This window comes from Streptomyces sp. CA-179760 (assembly GCF_050937045.1).
Classification (GTDB): Bacteria; Actinomycetota; Actinomycetes; order Streptomycetales; family Streptomycetaceae; genus Streptomyces.
In genome coordinates, this window is record NZ_JBNJLZ010000001.1 from 625,855 (window position 1) to 642,952 (window position 17,098).

15 protein-coding genes and 3 pseudogenes are annotated in these 17,098 nt (G+C 70.1%); 8 read left to right on the plus strand and 10 right to left on the minus strand.

Going from position 1 to position 17,098, the window contains the following annotated elements; translation table 11 throughout:
- Positions 1–80: 80 nt before the first annotated feature.
- Positions 81–389 (minus strand): annotated as a pseudogene (locus tag ACQEV8_RS02900) (Gfo/Idh/MocA family protein); the annotation flags it as partial.
- A gap of 279 nt (positions 390–668) precedes the next feature.
- Between ACQEV8_RS02900 and ACQEV8_RS02905 the strand changes: the two are divergent.
- A complete protein-coding gene (locus tag ACQEV8_RS02905) occupies positions 669–1,442 on the plus strand; it encodes an acyl-CoA dehydrogenase family protein (protein ID WP_432957078.1) in 774 nt (257 codons plus the stop codon).
- 74 nt (positions 1,443–1,516) lie between these two features.
- On the opposite strand, the gene ACQEV8_RS02910 is transcribed toward ACQEV8_RS02905, so the two are convergent.
- Positions 1,517–2,752 (minus strand): ABC transporter substrate-binding protein, encoded by a 1,236-nt coding sequence (locus ACQEV8_RS02910; RefSeq protein ID WP_432957080.1) that lies wholly within the window; start codon positions 2,750–2,752, stop codon positions 1,517–1,519.
- A gap of 422 nt (positions 2,753–3,174) precedes the next feature.
- Positions 3,175–3,828 carry a GntR family transcriptional regulator gene (locus ACQEV8_RS02915; RefSeq protein ID WP_432957082.1) on the minus strand — a complete coding sequence of 218 codons (654 nt, stop codon included), beginning with the start codon at positions 3,826–3,828 and terminating at the stop codon, positions 3,175–3,177.
- Positions 3,829–3,963: 135 nt separating this feature from the next.
- Here ACQEV8_RS02915 and ACQEV8_RS02920 point away from each other — a divergent pair, with 135 nt between their 5' ends.
- The 7 genes and pseudogenes from ACQEV8_RS02920 to ACQEV8_RS02950 form a co-directional block, all read left to right on the plus strand.
- Positions 3,964–4,143 (plus strand): hypothetical protein, encoded by a 180-nt coding sequence (locus ACQEV8_RS02920; protein WP_432957084.1) that lies wholly within the window; start codon positions 3,964–3,966, stop codon positions 4,141–4,143.
- 29 nt (positions 4,144–4,172) lie between these two features.
- A complete protein-coding gene (locus tag ACQEV8_RS02925; protein WP_432956627.1) occupies positions 4,173–5,408 on the plus strand; it encodes an IS701 family transposase in 1,236 nt (411 codons plus the stop codon).
- A gap of 150 nt (positions 5,409–5,558) precedes the next feature.
- Positions 5,559–6,521, plus strand: coding sequence for an L-lactate permease (locus tag ACQEV8_RS02930; protein WP_432957086.1), 963 nt, complete (start codon positions 5,559–5,561; stop codon positions 6,519–6,521).
- Positions 6,518–6,655, plus strand: coding sequence for a hypothetical protein (locus ACQEV8_RS02935; protein ID WP_432957088.1), 138 nt, complete (start codon positions 6,518–6,520; stop codon positions 6,653–6,655). Before ACQEV8_RS02930 ends, ACQEV8_RS02935 begins: the two co-directional genes overlap by 4 nt.
- 15 nt (positions 6,656–6,670) lie before the next feature.
- Positions 6,671–7,090 carry an L-lactate permease gene (locus ACQEV8_RS02940; RefSeq protein ID WP_432972368.1) on the plus strand — a complete coding sequence of 140 codons (420 nt, stop codon included), beginning with the start codon at positions 6,671–6,673 and terminating at the stop codon, positions 7,088–7,090.
- A 105-nt stretch (positions 7,091–7,195) separates the two neighbouring features.
- Positions 7,196–7,372 (plus strand): annotated as a pseudogene (locus ACQEV8_RS02945) (glycerate kinase); the annotation flags it as partial.
- Positions 7,359–8,177, plus strand: a pseudogene (locus tag ACQEV8_RS02950) (glycerate kinase); the annotation flags it as partial. The pseudogenes ACQEV8_RS02945 and ACQEV8_RS02950, both read left to right, overlap by 14 nt.
- 132 nt (positions 8,178–8,309) lie before the next feature.
- Here ACQEV8_RS02950 and ACQEV8_RS02955 read toward each other — a convergent pair.
- The 7 genes from ACQEV8_RS02955 to ACQEV8_RS02985 form a co-directional block, all read right to left on the minus strand.
- Complete coding sequence (locus ACQEV8_RS02955; protein ID WP_432957090.1) at positions 8,310–9,533, minus strand: aminotransferase class V-fold PLP-dependent enzyme; 1,224 nt, start codon at positions 9,531–9,533, stop codon at positions 8,310–8,312.
- Positions 9,527–10,813: a phenylacetate--CoA ligase family protein gene (locus ACQEV8_RS02960; protein WP_432957092.1), complete on the minus strand. Its 1,287-nt coding sequence runs from the start codon at positions 10,811–10,813 to the stop codon at positions 9,527–9,529. Before ACQEV8_RS02960 ends, ACQEV8_RS02955 begins: the two co-directional genes overlap by 7 nt.
- 18 nt (positions 10,814–10,831) lie before the next feature.
- Positions 10,832–11,791, minus strand: a complete 960-nt coding sequence (locus ACQEV8_RS02965) for a transcriptional regulator (RefSeq protein WP_432957094.1) — start codon at positions 11,789–11,791, stop codon at positions 10,832–10,834.
- A 531-nt stretch (positions 11,792–12,322) separates the two neighbouring features.
- A complete protein-coding gene (gene dpgC / locus ACQEV8_RS02970; RefSeq protein ID WP_432972371.1) occupies positions 12,323–13,609 on the minus strand; it encodes a (3,5-dihydroxyphenyl)acetyl-CoA 1,2-dioxygenase DpgC in 1,287 nt (428 codons plus the stop codon).
- 53 nt (positions 13,610–13,662) lie between these two features.
- A complete protein-coding gene (dpgB, locus tag ACQEV8_RS02975) occupies positions 13,663–14,391 on the minus strand; it encodes an enoyl-CoA-hydratase DpgB (RefSeq protein ID WP_432957096.1) in 729 nt (242 codons plus the stop codon).
- An 11-nt stretch (positions 14,392–14,402) separates the two neighbouring features.
- Positions 14,403–15,515, minus strand: coding sequence for a 3,5-dihydroxyphenylacetyl-CoA synthase DpgA (gene dpgA, locus ACQEV8_RS02980; protein ID WP_432972374.1), 1,113 nt, complete (start codon positions 15,513–15,515; stop codon positions 14,403–14,405).
- A 128-nt stretch (positions 15,516–15,643) separates the two neighbouring features.
- Positions 15,644–16,897 carry a PLP-dependent aminotransferase family protein gene (locus ACQEV8_RS02985; RefSeq protein WP_432972377.1) on the minus strand — a complete coding sequence of 418 codons (1,254 nt, stop codon included), beginning with the start codon at positions 16,895–16,897 and terminating at the stop codon, positions 15,644–15,646.
- Between the last annotated feature and the right edge of the window lie 201 nt (positions 16,898–17,098).

Here is a 17,098-nt window from a genome sequence, read left to right on the forward strand (position 1 = left end):
GCTGCCCGCCGACGCGGACGAGATCCCCGGCGAGGCGGCGACGGTCGTCGACCTGTGACGTCACGTCAACTCACCGCCCGGTCCCCCAGGGCGCCGGAGCCGGCCCGTTCCTTGCGCAGCCGCCACACCAGCGGGAAGGCCCTGGCGTGCCGTACCTCGCCGATCCGGCCCTCGGCGATCAGGCGGGCGGCGTGTGCCAGTGCGGGCACCCGCCGGTTGTTGAAGCCGACCATCGACCGGACGCCGGCCCGGGCGGCGGCCTGCGCGGCGGCGGCCATGCGCTCGGCCTCCTCGGCCGTGTTGGCGAGGGGCTTCTCGCACAGCACGTGTTTGCCGGCGGACAGGGCGGCGACCGCGATGTCGGCGTGGGAGTCGCCGGGGGTGCAGATACCGTCGTGGGGCCGGCCGCCGAGCGCCGCGTCGAACGTGGTGCTCGCCCCGGCCGAGCGCGGGCCGCCGGCCGTCGCGCTGGAGTGCGCGGAGACGGTCGCCCGTGGAGACGCCGCCACCGCGTGGTGCGTGTCCATCGCTCTCACCACCAGTCTGCTCACCGCCTACCTGCCGGCCGAGGGCGCCGAGGGCGCCGAGGTGACCCTGGGCGACCCCCGCTCGATCGCGGCCGGTGTGTGGGCCCCCACGGCCAAGGCCCGCCCCGTGGACGGGGCCTGGTGGTTTCCGGCCGCCGGGCGTTCTGCAGCGGCATCACCCACGCGGACCACTTCTTCGGCGGCTGCGTCCTCGACGACGCACGCCGCGACGCCGACGGTGCCCCGGTGCTGCGCATCGTCGCGATCCCGGCCAGCCAGCTGGAGATACTCGACACCTGGCACACCTCCGGACTGCGGGCGACGGGCAGTCATGACGTCGTGGCCGACGAGGTGTTCGTGCCCGAGCGTCGCGTCCTGTCGCTGAGCGAGGCTCCCCGGATCGAAGCCCCCCTCTACCGGTTCCCGGTCTTCGGCTACTTCGCCCTGGCCGTGGCCGTGGCCGTGGCCGCGCTGGGCAACGCCCGCGGGGCGATCGACGACCTCGTCGATCTCGCGGGCCACAAGGTCGCCATGGGATCGCGACGCACGCTCGCCGAGAAGTCCTCGACGCAGGCCGTCGTCGCACAGGCGGAGGCCGCCCTGCGAGCCGCACGCGCCCTGTTCTACTCGGCCATCGAGGACGCCTGGCAGGCAGCGACCACCGAAGACACGCTGCCGCTGGCCCTCCGCACCGGCCTGCGCCTGGCCGCGACGCACGCCACCCGCACGTCCGCGGACGTCGTACGCTCCATGCACGAGCTCGGCGGCGCATCAGCACTCTACGAAGACCAGCCGCTCCAGCGCCGGTTGCGGGATGCGAACGCCATCACCGCCCACATCCAGGTGAGCCCGGCGACGTGGGAAACGACCGGACGGATCCTCCTGGGCATCCCCACCGACACAGCCCGGCTATGACTGACCTCACTTGCCTGTCTCTTGTCCGGTGCCGGGCGGGCCGCGGGTCGCGTACCCCTGCGGGTCGTCGGCGATCAATCCTGCCCGGCCTGTCTCTGCACCTGCTCCAGTACTTGTTTCGCGGAGCTCGCCCCGCTGAAGAGGTCGGGGCCGTACTGGTTGAGCAGTGCGTTGACGCGCTCCCAGTTCTTCGTCGTCCGCAGCGGAATCGCGGTGGCGTTGGCGGCTTCGAGGACCTCTCGGGCACCGGCAAGGCGGGCGTTCTCGTACCACGCGTGCTGTGCCGACTCACGTGACGGATAGGCACGACCCACCCCGCCGAGCCACTCCAGTTGCTTCTTGGCGGTCATCAGCGTGATCGCCTTGAACGCCCCCTCCGGGTCCGGGCAGGACTTGGAGATGCCGAACCCGGAACCGGACGAGTACGTCCTGCTGCCGTCCGGGCCGGCGGGAAGCGTGGTCAGGCCCACCTGGAAGCCGGCCTGGTTCTTCAGGTTCAGCAACGCCCACGGCCCGTTGGTGCCCATGGCCACGTTGCCGCTGAGGAACTCCCTGTCGGAGAAGGCGGGATCGACCGCGGGCAGGCGGGGGGCGACCTTCTTGCTTGCCGCGAGGTCGGCGTACCACTGCACGCCCTCGGTCATGGCGGGGGTGGTGAGTCGCAGGTGCCCCGCCCCGTCGGTGGGCTGCGCCCCGGTCTTGGTCAGCACCATGGGAAACATCCACACATCCTGAGGCGCCGCCACGAACCCGTACGTCCGGTCGCCGGTCAGCTTGCGGGCGGCCGACTCGAACTCGGCCAGAGTCCACCCCACCCTGGGCTCCGGCACCCCCGCGTTCCGGAACATGTCCTTGTTGTACGTGAGGATCACCGGGCCGACGTCGTACGGCAGCGCGTACTGCTTCCCGTCGGTACTCAGCCCTTCCATGACGGACTTGTCGAAGTCCGTCACATCGAACTTGCTCTTGGCGATCAGATCGTCGAGCGGCAGCATGCCCTGGGTGTAGCCCGTGGTGCGGAGCGCCTGCATCGAGACGATGCAGGGTGCGTCGCCGCTGCCGAAACGGGTGCCGAGCTTGTCGAAGTAGTCATCGAAGGACGAGGTCTCCAGCTTGATCGTGATCTGCGGATCCTCGAGGGACACCCGGTCCGCGAGTTCATGCCAGACCTGTTGTTCCTCACCACCGCTGGCCCACATCGACCAGGTCAACGTCTTCGAGCCGCCACCGTCGGCGCCACACGCCATGACCAGCGTCCCGGCCAGCGCCAGGGCGACGGCTGCCCTCAATGCGATGCGCGGCCCTGTCATGACACGTCCACATGCTCCTTTAATGGCAATATGCACGCATTATGACATGGTGCACATGTGCACACCTGTCACTGCTGCACCGTCCGAGCTGCGCATTTCGCCCGCTCTGTGCTGGCAAGGACTTCCCGAGCGGCAGAGGCGAGGCAGGCCAGGCAAGCCGGGGCGCACCGTAAAGCCGCGCGGGCGCCGTCGATCCGGCCATGACCGCCACGGATTCCTCCCGCCTGCCTCGCGCGCGGGGCATGGGTCCTGCGCCTGTCGTTTGCAGGACCGCACACGACTACGGAGCAGCCAGCCCCCGGCGACCGCAGGCCGGAACTGACCGCCGACGCCCTGCACGCGGACCGGCCCAGGTGGAGTTGAGCGTCAGGCGAACCCGCTGTTGCCGGTGATCGGTTCGTGATGACCCTCCATGCCGAGCGTCAGGGCGTGTGACTGCGGAGCTGTTCGCTCGCTCGGGTGAGATGAGCGGCAAGGGCCTGGTCGGCGCGGTCGGGATCGCCGTCGGCGACGGCCGTCAGGATGGCCTGGTGCTCGTCGGCGATATCGGTGATACGGAGCAACTTGTACGTCTGGACCTGGGCCATGCACAGGCGCATCTCACCCATGAGCGAGGCGTGCGCCCGGGTCAGGCGCGGGCTGCCGAGAGCGTCGACGAGTGAGCGGTGGAAGCGGACGTCGGGTTCCACCGCGTCGACCGTGGAGTCCTCCACCTCGGCCAGCTTGCGGATGTCCCCCTGCGCGGTGTGGGCGGCGGCCGGGATCAGCCGGCGCCGCGCCAGTTCACGCATGGCCTGACGCTCCACGCAGGTGCGGGCGAAGTAGAGATCGGCGATGTCCTCGGCGTTGAAGACCGGAACGCGGGCGCTCTTGTGGGCACCGCTGCGCCGCAGCAGGCCCTCACCGGTCAGCCGCTCGATCGCCGCTTTGGCGGTGGGACGTGCCACCTCGTACTGGCCGGCGACCTCCGTCTCGGTGAGCACCGACCCGGCGCCGAGCCGTCCGTCAAGGATCTGTTCGCGAAGTTCGACGACAAGTGCGTCGATCAGCGATGTCGCCTGCAGGCGACCCACCATCACGCCTCCCCATGGGTGATGAGCCAACCTCACCAAGTTACCATACAGGAACTCTTGACTGGCGTGAGTACTTGTCTAACAAGTTAACGAACCGCTGCCCCACGCGGCGGCTCCGCCGCACCAGGAGGTCCCCCCGTGTACACCCAGGTCCTCGACCCGCTCGCCGGGTCGTTGTACTGGTCCGCGTTCTGCGCGGCCCTCCCCCTGCTCACCCTCTTCGTCCTGCTCGGCGTCTTCCGGGTGCGAGCCCAGATCGCGGCGGTCGCCTCCCTGGTGCTGGCCCTCGCCCTAGTAGTGCTTCGTTACGTTGAGTGATCTCGGTTGATTGTGGGCAGCTTCCCGGGGTGAGGTTGGGGGAGGTGGAACGGCTCCGGGGTGAGTTGGCGGAGTTCGTTGCCGATGTGTTCGGGTCGTTGCCGCGGCGGGATCAGCGGCGGTGGGGCGAGTGTTATCTGCGGGGCCTGATGCTCGATGGCCGGCGCAAGTCGGTCCAGCCGATGGCCGAGCGTCTGCCGGACGGGAACATGCAGGCCCTGCAGCAGTTCGTGAACCAGTCGCCGTGGGATCCGCTGCCGGTCAGGCAGCGGATCGCCGAGCGGCTGTCCGAGGTGATCACACCTGAGGTGTGGGTGATCGACGACGTGTCGTTCCCCAAGTGCGGCAAGGCGTCGGCCGGAGTGGCCCGCCAGTACTGCGGAGCACTCGGCAAACGGGCGAACTGCCAGGTCGCGGTCAGTGTCCATGCCGCCACCGACACCGCCTCGTGCCCGTTGCAGTGGCAGTTGTATCTGCCGCGTGAGTGGACGGACGAGCCGGACCGATGCCGCAGAGCAGGAGTCCCCGACGACGTGGTGCACCAGGAGAAGTGGCGTCTCGCGCTCGGCCTGCTGGACACGCTCGCCGACTGGCGGTTGAAGGCGCCGGTCGTGGTCGCCGACGCCGGATACGGCGTCAGCACCCCCTTCCGGCTCGGCCTTGAGGAGCGAGGGCTGTCCTATGTTCTGGCCCTGAACGGGAAGGAAGTCGCTCACCCGGAGAATACCGAGCCGCACCAGCCTGCTTACGGTGGGCTCGGGCCGCCCACCCTTCCCCGCTATCGCACCCCACCACGAGCCGTCTGCGTCCTCGCAGCGGAGGCGGGTGCGGAGCGGTTCACCGAGGTGACCTGGCGGCAGGGCAGCAAAGGCGCGATGACCTCACGGTTCGCGGTGCTGAGCGTGCGGCCCGCGGGCAAGCAGTCCCTCGCCGCAGCCCAGGCGGCGGGCGGCGGCCGCAACCAGTGGGACGGTGTCCTGCCCGTCCAGACACTCCTCGTTGAATGGCCGGAGGGCCAGGACACTCCGACGGACTACTGGATATCGAATCTGCCCGCCACCACACCGGCCGCTGACCTGGTGCGGTGGGCGAAGATGCGCTGGCGGATCGAGCACGATTACCGCGAGCTCAAGCATGGCCTGGGACTGGACCACTTCGAGGGCCGCACCTGGCGCGGCTGGCACCACCACGTCACCCTCGTCACCGCCGCCCAGGCCTTCCTCACCCTCAGGCGGCTCGACCCAAAAGTCCGCACACCGGCCTGACCCTCTACCAGGTCCTCGACATTCTTCAGGACCTGCTCAGGTGCTGGACCGGTACCTGCACCACCTGCGGACGCCCCCTGCCCAACCCCCGAAGAAGCCACAGACAGCCCAGAACCTAACGAAGCACTACTAGCTGTGGGCGCGTGGGGGATGCCCGCCTCGCAGGCCCTGTCCGGCGCTGCCGAGGGCGGCTTCTACGGGCTGTTCCCGGTCCTGTGGATCCTGGTGAACGCGCTGTGGATCTACCGGATGACCGAGATCACGGGCTGGTTCGCGGTGCTGCGCCGGTCGTTCCGCACCGTCTCCGAAGACCAGCGGATACAGGGCATTCTGATCGCGTTCTGCTTCGGCGCGCTGATCGAGGCGCTGGCGGGCTTCGGCGCGCCGGTGGCCATCACGGCGGTCATGCTGGTCGCGGTCGGCATCGCCCCGCTCAAGGCGGCCACCGTGGCCTTGGTCGCCAACACCGCGCCCGTCGCGTTCGGCAGCATGGCGGTGCCACTGACCACGCTGGCCGGTGTCACCGGCCTGCCCTTGGACGAGCTCGGTGCGATGGCCGGACGGCAGACCCCGCTGATCGCCGCGTTCATCCCGCTGGTCCTCGTGTTCCTCCTGGAAGGGCGCCGCGGTGTCCGCGAGACCTGGCCCGTCGCGGTGGTCGCGGGCCTGACCTTCGGAATCGCCCAGTTCGTCTCGGCGAACTACTTCAGTGTCGAGGTCACCGACATCATCGCCGGCGTCGTCGCGCTGGTGGCGGTCCTCGGCTTCCTGCGCGTCTGGCAGCCCAGGGGCGTGGTTCAGCCGGACCAGGAGGAAGTGCCGGCCTTCACCGAGCCCGTCGCCGGCGCAGCCGGCGCAGGGGCTGGACCGGCGCCGGAGGCTCGGGGTGCACCGAGGCCGGGCGCGGCGGGCGCGGAGACCATGCGCAGCGGTCGGAGACCGGCGAGGGCAGCGCCCTCATGGCATTCGCCCCGTACCTCATCATCGTCGCCCTCTTCGCGCTCACCCAGATCGGCCCGGTCAAGGACTGGCTGGCCGTCCATGGCGCCACCCAGTTCACTTGGCCCGGCCTGGACGTCGAAACCGCGGCCGGCCAGCCTGCCGGGGCCGTGACATTCAAGCCGGAACGCATCAAGGCTGCAGGCACGGTTCTGCTGGTCGCGGGCCTGCTCACGATGGCGTTGTACCGGGTGGGGCCGGGACGGGCCGTGAAGGCGTACGGCGCGACGCTGCACCAGCTGCGCTGAACCTTCGTCACCGTGATGGTGCTGGCGCTGGCCTGGGTCATGAACCTCTCCGGCCAGACCGTCACCCTCGGCACGGCACTCGCCCAGACCGGCACGGCGTTCGCCTTCTTCTCCCCGATCGTGGGGTGGCTGGGTGTCGCGGTGACCGGTTCCGACACCTCAGCCAACTCGCTCTTCGGTGTCCTCCAGGTGACCGCGGCACACCAGACCGGGCTGGACCCCGTGCTGCTGGCCGCCGCCAACTCCACCGGCGGTGTCCTCGGCAAGATGCTCTCGCCGCAGAACCTCGCCGTCGCGGCGGCGGCGATCGGCATGGCCGGCAGCGAAAGCATCCTCTTCCGCAAGGTGCTCGGCTGGAGCCTCGGACTCCTGGCCGCGTTCGCCGTGATCATCTACCTGCAGTCGACCCCGGTACTGGGCTGGATGACCGTCTGAAGCGCCCGTGGCCGCCGACAGCCTTCAGACCGACCGGCACATGAGGGGCGGTGTCGCGCGCTCCCACTTGCCGGTCGGTCTCAGCCCCCGACGAAAGGAACAGCCATGCGCGTTGTCTGCGCTCCGGACAAGATGCGTGGCTCGCTGGACGCCGCCGAGGCCGCCGCCGCTCTCGCGGCAGGGGTTCGCGCAGCGGGCGGAACACCCGTCGAGTACCCGGTCGCCGACGGCGGGGAAGGCTCACGCCACACGGTGCAGGCAGCGCGTGGTGGCACGGTCGGGTGGGTGGACACCGTCGACGTCGGCCGCCGAGCACGACGTGATGCGAGCCTCCAGTGCCGGCCTGGCCGCTCCGCTCCTCGAAGCGGTACGGCAGGGAGCCCGGCGGATCATCGTTTTCCTCGGTGGTACCGCCACCATGGACGGCGGTACGGGACTGCTGGCATCCCTCGGCGCTGCGGTTCTCGACACAGACGGAAACCCGCTGGCCGGCAGTGGAGCGGACCTTTCCCGCATCGCGTCGGTCGACCTCGCACCGGCACGACGACGCCTGGCCGGTGTCGATCTCGTCGTTGCCGCCGACGTCGTCAGTCCGCTGTTCGGACCGGACGGTGCCGCCCATGTGTTCGGCCCTCAGAAGGGCGCTTGCTCCCGCACGGTCGAACTCCTCGACGACGGTCTGCGCCGCCTCGCTCCCCTGCTCGGGACCGGCGCCGCAGACGGCGGCGGCGCGGCCGGTGGTCTCGGCGCCGCCCTGCTCGCCCTGGGCGCCGAGCTGGTGCCCGGGGCACAGCTGATCCGACAGCTCACCCACTTCGACAGCCACCTGGCCACGGCGGACCTCTGCCTCACGGCCGAGGGCAAAGTGGACGCCAGTACCGACGCGGGCAAGACCGTCCGCGCAGTCGTCGACGCATGCGCGCAGGCCAGCCTTCCATGCGTGGTACTCGGCGGGACCATCACTCCCGACGCCGACCGCCTCTACCGGCACGGCGCCACCGCCGTCCTTGCCATCGGCACCGGCCCCCGCGACCTCGACACCGCACTGCGCCACGCCGCCGACGACCTGACCAGGACGGCCTACGCCGTCTGCCGACTCGCCCCGACCATGAGCGCAAGGTCAGTCGCCCCGTGGCTGTCGATCGACACATGTGACAGGTCGCAGCCCGCCACATGTGCCTCTGACCTGCACGTTCCTAAACGTCCCGGGACAGCACGCCTAGCCGCCGGCAGGGGGTGCCAGCCAGGTCAGGAGTTCGTCGAGGGCCTGGTAGAAGCCCTCGATCTCGGGGACCTCGTTGTACAGGTAGGCCGAGACGCGGAGGACCTCGCCGCCGGCGAGTTCGGTGACGACGGGCTGGGCGCACATGTGGCCGCTGCGAACCATATAACCGTAGGAGTCGCTCAGCAGGCGGGCGACCTCGCCGGCGGGGACGGCCGCGTCCATGCGGAGGGAGGCGAGCGCGATGCGGTCGGTGTGGTCCGGGGGTCCGATCAGGGTCAGGGCGGGGCGCGCGAGCGCTCCGTCGACGAGGGCCGCGCAGAGGTCCTGTTCGCGCCGGTGGCGCTCGTCCGGGTCGAGTTCCTCGAGGTAGCGGATCGCCGCGGCGGAGCCGATGACGGAGGCGACGGCCGGTGTCCCCGTCTCGAACCGGAAGGGGATGCGCCGGTCCACGCTGCCGTCGAGGTCGACCCAGTCGACCATCCCCCCGCCGACCGTCAGGGGGCGCAGCGCCGCGAGCCGCTCGCTGCGGCCGAAGAGGCAGCCGACCCCGGTGGGGCCCAGCATCTTGTGCATCGAGAACGCCATGAAGTCGACGTCCAGGTCGCGCACGTTGAGGCGCCCGTGGGGCAGGGACTGCGCGGCGTCGAGCACGATCGTCGCGTCGCACGCGGCACGGACCTCGGCCACCAGTTCGCGCACCGGATGGACGACACCGGTGACGTTGGAGCAGTGCGTGAGCACGACCACCTCGGGCGGGTCGCTCAGCAGCTTCCGGAAGTGGTCGCGGTCGAGGCGGCCGTGCGCGTCCACCCGTGCCAGGTCGAGGTGTCCGACCCTGCGCCACGGCAGCAGCTGGGAGTGGTGCGCGTCCAGGCAGCCCACGACGCGGGCGCCCGGGGCCAGTTCCAGACCGGCGGCTACGAGGTTCAGCGCCTCGCTGGTGTTCCTCAGCAGGACCACCTCGTTCGCCGCCGCTCCGATGTGCCGGGCGATCACCGTGCGGGAGGACTCGTAGGCGTCGGACGCCTCCTCGGAGAGGCGGTGCTTGCCCCGGTGGATGTTCGCGCCGTTGGACTCGTAGTACCGGCAGACGGCCTGGATGACCGAGCGCGGCTTCAGGGTCGTGGCCCCGTTGTCCAGGTACGAGATCGCGCGTCCGTCGATCTCCCGTCCCAGCGCCGGAAAATCGTCCCGGCAGGGTTCCTTCACGGTCACCACGCGCCTTCCGCGGAGAGATGGGACACGCATGCCTGGAACTTCCCGCTGCGCTCGCACGCGATGTAGTCGACCGCCTCGACGCGGACCGGGTTCGGTTCCAGGGCCTCGGTCAGGCGGGCTTCGAGTGCCGACGCGTCCCCCGCCTGTTCGGCGGAGTTGGCGACGTACCGGAAGGTGCACGCACCCGTCGGGTCCTGTTCCAGCTTGTAGAGGTCCATCCAGGGAGCGTCGCCGACCACCGCGTCCACGGTGCCCGGCGAGACGAGGCGCCCGTTCCGCAGGCGCACCGCCTGCGTGGCCCTGCCCTCGATCCGTACCACCGGCAGGTCACTGCCGCAGTCGCACGCGTCCCCCAGCGGGGTGAAGTAGTCCCCGGTGGCGTACCGGATGCGCGGCACCAGCGTGTCGTCCAGCGTGGTGACGTACAGCTCGCCCATGGTGCCGAGCTCGACGGGCCGGCCGTCCCGGACGAACTCCAGGTAGAAGTCCTGGTCGTTGATGTGCCGGCGTCCCTTGTGGCACTCGAACCCCAGGTAGCCCAGCTCGGACATGCCGATCATGTCGCCGACGGGCATGTCCGCACCCCAGAACGCGTCGATCTCACGCCGCGCCACCCGCGTCATGAGGGTGTAGCCGCTCACCAGGTGCAGGGTGCGCGGCGAGCTGATCCGCCGTCCGAGCCGCCGCGCCCACCTGATCAGGAAGGCGAAGTGCGTGGAGTCCACCAGCAGCAGGTCGGGCTCGCAGATCTCCAGTTCGTCCAGCGCCTTGACGATCTGCCATTCCGGAGTCGTCATCAGGTCGTGGGCCACGGACAGCACCACGGTGCCGTCCGGAAGCGTCCGGTCCTCCAGGGTCGACAGTCCCGTCGCGCACTCCACGTCCGAGCAGTTCGGCGGGGCGAACCGGCACGTCCTGGGCCCGCTGCCGGGGCGCCAGAGGTCGTCGAACCGACGGTTGACCGCGAGGGCCGTCGCCTGCCGCCGCGCCAGATCGTAGGAGAGGATGGCGCTGTTGAGGCGATCCCCGGACGTTCCGGAGCTCTGGAAGCGCATCACGCGGGGCGAGTTGAGGGTGTACCCCTTGGCGAGCACCCCCACGGGGAAGTGGCGCCGGTAGTCCGGCTTCGCGGTGGGCGGTATCCGCAGGAAGTCGTCTGCGTCCTTGATGTCGGCCGGACGGAGGCCGTTGTCCTCCATGTGCTTCCGGAAGAAGGCTGTATTTTCGAACGCGTAGGCGATTTCCTGTCGCGCGGCCTCGAACGCCGCCGTCCCGGTCATGCTCCGGCCGTCAGCATGTCACCCACCGAAACCGCGCCGGTTCCCCTGGCGCACGCGCTCGTCCAGCTGCTTCGCGAGGTCCGTCCACGTGTCCGCGTAGTACCGGGCCAGGTCCAGTACGAGGCTTCCGCAGTGGCTCGGTACGGCCTCCATGAGGTCCTCGCCCGCGCGCGTCGCCACCGCGTTCTGCTGCTGCAGCAGCCGGAGCAGCTGGCGTCCGCCCTCCTTGTGCCGGAGCGAGGGGTCCCTCAGCAGCTTCTCCAGGGCGGCGGCAGGGTCCGCCGGGAGCTGGTTCCGCTTGGGCTCGACGCGCCGGTCGCCGGCGTCGGCCGCCGCGGGCGGGTCCGCGGGAGCTTCGGGGGCGCGGGCCGGTTCCACCACCGGGGCCAGGCCCGACTCGAGCCGCTTGCGGACGTCGCTGACGGTCGCGGGAGAGATGCCGGCGAGGCGGGCCACCTCGCGCAGCGACGCCTCCGGTCGTTCGGCGATCAGTTCGGCGGCCCTCAGCCGGCCGTCCACGCTACTGAGCGGACGCGTCTTGCCGTCCCTGCCGATGCGGGCACTGAGCTGGGGCAGCGCGTCGGCCACGCGGCGCCGAATCGCCGCGACCGCCTTGGCGCCGAGGCCGGCCGCCTGGGCGATCGCCCGGTCCGACATCTGCGGGTGGGAGGCGATGATGCGGCCGGCGGCGGCCCGCCGGTCGGCCAGGGTCAGCGGAAGGCCGTGGGAGACGTTCACCTCCACCGCCCGCAGGAACGCTTCTTCCGGCGTTCCGTCGAACAGCTCGACCTGGATCAGCTTATGGCCTCGCAGTTTCGCGGCCATGAGGCGGTGCATCCCGTCGATCACCCGCATGGTGCGGCGATCCACGAGGATCGCGGGGATCGGTGTGTCGATCTCCGCTAATCTGGCTATGTGCTCCTCGTCCAGCCCTTCCGAACGCGGAGACTCTCCGGGAAGGAGTACTTCGATCGACATCAGGGAAACATTCCCTTGACGATCAGAGGGAGTCCACGGATCACCGTCGCCCTCGCCAGCGACATTGCGCGAGTAAGGTTTGAGCGTGCGAACTGACTGAATCAAGGCATTCACCTAATCCGGTTCCGATCCGGAATGCGCCATTCAAGTCGACTCGAATGGCGATCCAAATACCGTTCGCCGAGCACCTGACTTGCCGTTCCCGACCCCACCCCCGACCGCTCCGACGCGTCGGCGCCATCATGCGTCCTGGAACCTGCGGGGGGGCAGCACAGAGCACCACGATCTCGGCCCCCGTAACACTTCTGTCTGCCGTGCCGTTCATTAACATCGTCGCTTTTCGGCCCCGCCATGTCTACGGGACGTTTCAATTTTCCCCGGCTGAAAACGCGTCACATCAGTCGCAGCAGTCGATGCCGACCGGCCTGTATGCGCCAGCGGTCGGACGAAACCCGAGCACCGTCGCGATACCGGCCGGATGGCAAGAGTGTTCAACTGCTGCTTCGCGTCATGCAAGCACCGCTCCAGCCATCAACCGGAAGCGGCGAATCGCCCCACCTTGTCGATGACATCGGTGCTGTACAGGCGAAACGATTGCTGGAGCGCAAAATCGGCCATATATGACTGGAACTCGATCTGGGATTCCTCCGCAAGGTTCAGCATCCGCCGGTTGGTGAGGACCGCGGAACCCCGCAGCCGGCGCAGCGCCGCCTCGACGGCCTCGTCCAGCGCCTCGGTCTCGTGCACCTCGTCGAAGACGAGCCGGGCTTCCGGCTCGCTCGCCCGCAGCCGACGGCCGCCGAGAATCAGCTGCCGGGCCAGACGCGGACCGACGGCCCTGCCCAGACGGAAGTTCGACGCCCCCGGGATGATGCCCTCCTTGGCGGCCGGAAGGCTGAAGTAGGCGTCCGACGCGGCGAGTACGCAGTCGAACACCAGCAGGATCTGAGCCCCGCCGCCGATCGCGAAGGTGTCAACGGCCGCCACCCACGGCTTCTCCACCGTGGCCGGCAGTCCGCCTGGAGCCTTCCCGGTCAGGACGCCGCGAAGAATCTTGTGAATATACCCGAGCTCCCGACGCAGCAGGAAGTCGACAAGCGAGATCCCGCCACCGTGCAGCGTCTTGAGGTTCACGCCCGCGCTGAAGACCCGCCTGCCCCGGTACCGGGGATGCGTCATCTCCCCGCCCCGCAGCAGACAGACCTCCACCGCCGGGTCGAGCAGCGCGAGATCGACCGCCGTCTCCATGTCGTCGATCTGCTGGTCGTCCTCGGCGTTCAGACAGTCGTCACGGCACATCGTCAGGCGCGCCGCTCCCTCCGTCCGCTCCAGGCGCACCGAGCCCAGGTCCGCCGTGCCGGTGCGCAGGAACTCCGGCAGCAGGCCGAGCGCCCTCGGGGTGGGACGCAGCATCGCGTCGAGCAGATGCGCACCCGCGGCCGGCGAGCGCAGGACCGCCCGGAAGAAGAGGCCCTGGTCGATCTCGTCCCCTTCCTTCTCCGCCTGCGGCCGGGAGCGTTCCGTCGCCAGCCGTTCGGGGGTAGGCACCAGGCCGGGGAAGGCCGCCGCCGCGCCGTCGACCAGCTCGGCGACCCGCAGGTAGCGCGTGCGGCCGCCGGTCAGCTCGTCGTACACGGCGTCGGCGTGCACGCCGAGGAACGCGGCGCGCAGCTCCCGCGCCTCGGTCCGCGCGGCCGCGGCGGCCGCGCGCTGGGCGGATGAACGCCGTGCCTGTTCCGGCAGGGCCGCGATGACCTCGTCGGCGCGCGCGGCGGCCTTCGCGAGGGCGACCCGCGCGTGCGCCAGCCCGCCGCACACCGCCCGAAGCTCGTCCTGTCCGCCGGCTCCGGCTTCCACGGGTTCAGTGAGGTTCACGACCGGCCTCCCGCCACCGCGGCACGGCGCAGCGCGCGGTCGCACGCCGCGAGGTGGACGCCGAGGGCCTCCTCGAAGCTCGTCGTGGGCGCGTCCAGCAGCAACTGGCGCCGGATGGCCAGTTCTGTCCCGGCGACGGCGCCCGACCGCTCCACTGCGACGGCCACGGCCTTCGCCGGGTCGTCGACCACCTCGTCCACGAGGTTCAGGGCCAGCCCGTCGGCCGCCTCGACGGGCGTGCCGAAGAGCACGGCCCGCCTGATGGTGCCGGTCGAGCCGTGCTTCGCGAGCCGGAAGAGAGCCATGCCCGGCCAGGTCGCACCGTCCTCCACCGGCACCATCAGGCGGGCCGAGCGCGTCGCGATGCGGTAGTCCGCGGCGAGGAAGGCGTCCAGGGCCAGTCCCCCGCAGTCACCGTCGACGACGGCGAAGGTGGCCGCGGGCAGCCGCTCCAGACGGCGCAGCACCTGCTCCCACTTGTTGACCAGCGACACGGTCAGGTCGCGCGCCCGGGGCCCCTCGGGCGCGCCGGACACCCGCACGATCACCTTGGCGCGCCCGCCCTGGTCCTCCGCCTGGTCGCAGGCCGCGGCGACGGCCGCGACGGTCTCCGCGGAGAGCGCCTGCCGGCCGTCGATGCGCAGCAGGACGTGGTCCCTCGCGTCCGCGAGGTCGACGGGGAGGGCGGAGTCCTTCGTCGCGTCTGTCAGGGTCGCGTCTGTCATCTTCGTCTCCGTCACCACTGCACCAGCGCAGCCTCGATGGTCGAACCGGGTCCCATGACCATGAGGACGCCGTAGTCCCCGGATCGGGTCGCTCGTTCCTGGAGCAGCCGTTCGTAGGAGAACAGGAAGGAGCCGCTCGACAGGTTGCCGTAGTCGCGCAGGACATCGACCGTGTGGCGCACGTCGTGCCGGGTCAGGCCCAGGTTGACCCGGACCGCGTCGATGACCTTCTTGCCGCCCGAGTGCACCAGCCAGTGGCTGATGTCGCTGCGGCGCAGTCCCGCGCCGTCCAGCAGGCGGCCGATGATCTGCTCCGCGTTCGCGCCCACCACGTACGGGACCTGGGGGTCCAGGAAGAAGCTGAACTTGCCCTGGGAGTCGTCCCAGTCGAAGCGCATCGCGTCGATCGCGTCGGTGATGAGGTGGCTGGCGAAGGAGAGGATGCGGGGGCTGCCGGACTCGGTCCCCGGGTCGGGGGCGCCGTGGGCGGTGTCCTCGGTGTCGGTGATCAGGGCGACCGCGGCCGCGCCGTCCCCGAAGAGACTGTTCACCACGGCGGTGCGCAGGGTCGAGTCGATGACGTACGCGGCGGAGCACGCCTCCACGCAGAGCGCGACGGCCACCTTGCCGGGGTTGGCGACGGACCAGCCGTTCACGGCGTTGAGGGCGTTGAGGCCGGCGTTGCAGCCCATGCCCACCACGTCGACCCGGCTGGTGCGCGGCGAGATGCCCATCTCACGGATGAGCAGGGCGCTCAGTCCCGGGGTGAGGAAGCCGGTGGTGGTCACGCAGCACAGGTAGTCGATGTCCGCCAGGTCGAGGCCCGAGTCCTCGAGACAGGCGCGTACGGCGCGGGCGCCCATGTCGAGCGCCATCCGCTGGTGCTTGGCGAGCAGTTCGCCCTGGCTCTCCTCGGTCACGGCGCCGTCGGAGTCCACTTCAGGGAGGGTGAGGTAGCGCCGGTCGATGGCGCTGTTGAGGAAGACCGACCGGACCTTGGGGTCCTCGATGGCGAAGTGGTCGAGCAACTCCTGCTGTGAATAGGAGTGTTCGCTGTTCGCCGTGCCGACACCGGCGATCCGGGCCGTGGCGGTGGCTTTGGTCCGAGAGGCACCTTCCCCCATGGCGTCGATGTCGGACGTGATCGTCAATGCGGTCATCGGAACGTCCACCCCCACATACGGGTCCTGCTGCGGATGAGAATCTTTGCTACCAACACCGCTCGCCTTTCAGTGAGTTGACGTCGTTACTGTCAGATGGGTCGGTTCAGCCGGATCGGTGTCTGCGCCCGTACGAAGCGGGCCAGCCGGTCGGCGCCGTCCACGATCTCCTCGTGGCTCAGGTAGCTGACGGACAGCCGCAGGCTCGACTCGCCGCCGCCCTGCGGATAGAAGTAGGACATCGGCGTCCAGATGACGCCGAACTCCTCCGCGGAGCGCTCCAGCGCGGCGTTGTCCGCGCGGAAGGGGACGTTGACGGCGAGGAAGAAGCCTCCGGCGGGCTCGTTCCAGCTGATGCCGAGCGCGCCGCGCTCGTCCTCGGGGAAGCGTCGGTCGAGCTCCCGAAGGGTGACCCGCATGGCGTCGCCGTAGTACGCGGCGGTGCGGGTGTTCAGCTCCGAGGTCCGGCCGTCGACGGAGAGCAGCATTCCGGCCGTGACCGCCTGGCTCACCGGGGAGGTGTTGACCGTCAGCATGCTCTTGATCCGGGCGAGTTCGTCCGCGAGCAGTCCGGTGTTGCCCGCATCGTCGACGACCGGCTGGTCCGCGACGACAAAGCCCACCCTCGTTCCGGGGAAGAGCGTCTTGGAGTACGACCCCAGGTGCACGACCCGGTGCTCGCGGTCCAGGGACTTGAGCGTCGGCAGCTGTTCGCCGGGGCTGACCATCCGGTACGGGCTGTCCTCCAGGATCAGGATGTCGTGCCGCTCCGCCAGGTCGAGCAGTTCCTGGCGGGCGGGCAGCGTCATAGACGTGCCGGAGGGGTTGGAGTGGTCGGGGATCACGTAGAACGCGCGCGGGCGTCGGCCCCGGGCCCGCTCCGCGAGGATCGCGGCTTCCAGTGCGGCGCAGTCGAAGCCCTTCTCGCCCTCCTCGACGGCGCCGACCTCGACGTCAAGGAGCCGTGCGGCGCCGGTGATGCCCACGTAGCAGGGGCTGGAGACGAGCAGCACGTCGTCGGGGCCGGAGATGAGGGCGCGTACAGCGAGGAACATCGCCTCCTGGCAGCCCACGGTCACGACCACCGACGCCGGCGACACGTCGATCCCCTCGTCCTTGCGCAGCGAGTCCGCGACGAGCTCCCGGATCTGGCCGGCGGTCGGCCCGTACTGGAAGACCGCGGAGCGGACCTGCTCGGGACTGGCGCCCTCCGCGGCCAGGTGGTCCAGATAGCGACGCAGGTGCCTGAAGACGTCCTCGGTGTCGAAGAACCCGTCATAGGGGCGGCCGGGGGCGAACGAGACCGCGTCGGGGTAGCGGTGGGTGACCTCGTTGAGGAAGTTCATGGTGTCGAGGACCGGGTCGGAGACGCTGCCGTGCAGCTCCTCCTTGCGGAGTCCGGGGGCGCCCGTCCGGTTACGCGGTGGCTCGGGAAGCCGTCGGGCGGGCTCGGGAAGCTTGTCGTCGGCCTCCTCCGGCCCACCGACGAGCGGCGGACCCGCCCGGTCGACGGACGGCGTGCCCGTGAACGTCATCGTCTCCACCAG

Bases quoted from the DNA above. Each gene is read 5' to 3' on its own strand.
- ACQEV8_RS02910 (WP_432957080.1), bottom strand. From the start codon at position 2,752: ATGACAGGGCCGCGCATCGCATTGAGGGCAGCCGTCGCCCTGGCGCTG.
- ACQEV8_RS02915 (WP_432957082.1), bottom strand. From the start codon at position 3,828: ATGGTGGGTCGCCTGCAGGCGACATCGCTGATCGACGCACTTGTCGTC.
- ACQEV8_RS02930 (WP_432957086.1), top strand. From the start codon at position 5,559: ATGCCCGCCTCGCAGGCCCTGTCCGGCGCTGCCGAGGGCGGCTTCTAC.
- ACQEV8_RS02940 (WP_432972368.1), top strand. From the start codon at position 6,671: ATGGTGCTGGCGCTGGCCTGGGTCATGAACCTCTCCGGCCAGACCGTC.
- ACQEV8_RS02960 (WP_432957092.1), bottom strand. From the start codon at position 10,813: ATGACCGGGACGGCGGCGTTCGAGGCCGCGCGACAGGAAATCGCCTAC.
- ACQEV8_RS02965 (WP_432957094.1), bottom strand. From the start codon at position 11,791: ATGTCGATCGAAGTACTCCTTCCCGGAGAGTCTCCGCGTTCGGAAGGG.
- dpgB (WP_432957096.1), bottom strand. From the start codon at position 14,391: ATGACAGACGCGACCCTGACAGACGCGACGAAGGACTCCGCCCTCCCC.
- dpgA (WP_432972374.1), bottom strand. From the start codon at position 15,515: ATGGGGGAAGGTGCCTCTCGGACCAAAGCCACCGCCACGGCCCGGATC.
- ACQEV8_RS02985 (WP_432972377.1), bottom strand. From the start codon at position 16,897: ATGAACTTCCTCAACGAGGTCACCCACCGCTACCCCGACGCGGTCTCG.